Raw genomic sequence first — 729 nt, 5'->3', positions numbered from 1 at the left:
CACGCGAATGCAGCCGTGGCTGGTAGCGGTCCCGAGGACGTCTTCGGTCGGCCAGGTGTGGATCGCCACGGTCCCCGGCCCACCGCCGAAATCGTCCAGCGTGTCACTGTGCGATCCCAGCGGGAGAATCACAGGCGAGAACGGCTGGCTGGCATCGGTGAACGACCCCATCAGATACGTCCGACCCGTCGGCGTCGGCGTCTCGGGCTTACCGATCCCGATCGTCCACGACTCCACCAGCTCGTCCTCGAAGTACAGATCCAACTCCATCGAGGACAGACGCACCTCGATCCGATACGGCGAGAACGCCTCCTCCAGATCGTCAGTGGGCATCCACCCCGTCGACAGGTTCGGCCGCGACGGCATCAACACCTGCACCCAGCCGTCCTGCTCGGCGATCACCGGCAACCAGGTATCCCCCAGCTGCTCCGGCTCCATCCGCGCGATCGGCTCACCGTCCGGAGCATCGTGCACCGGCGTGGTCACCGTCGGATGCACGATCGTGCCATCGGTGGTGCCCTGCGGATCCGGATCCTCCGGCGCCCGCTCGATCGTGGCGTGGGTATCGGCCACCGGCAGATCCTCCAGCGAGGCCGCATCCACCTCAACCGGCTCCGGCGCATCCGCCGCCTGCGGCTGCCCCGGCTCCTCCGAACCCGACAACCACATCATCCCGGCCAGCACCAGCCCCACCACCAGCACGCCAGCGACCACCGACGACAGCAGCAG

1 protein-coding gene is annotated in these 729 nt (G+C 67.8%); it reads right to left on the bottom strand.

Annotated elements, in window-relative coordinates; translation table 11 throughout:
• Window positions 1–729 (bottom strand): L,D-transpeptidase (locus F8178_RS20365; protein WP_317496471.1); only part of this gene is annotated, 729 nt, incomplete at both ends.

Source organism: Haloechinothrix sp. LS1_15, from assembly GCF_033042135.1.
Classification (GTDB): domain Bacteria; phylum Actinomycetota; class Actinomycetes; order Mycobacteriales; family Pseudonocardiaceae; genus Haloechinothrix.
Note: the sequence above shows the minus strand (reverse complement) of the source record. Positions and strands in the feature narration are given on the sequence as shown.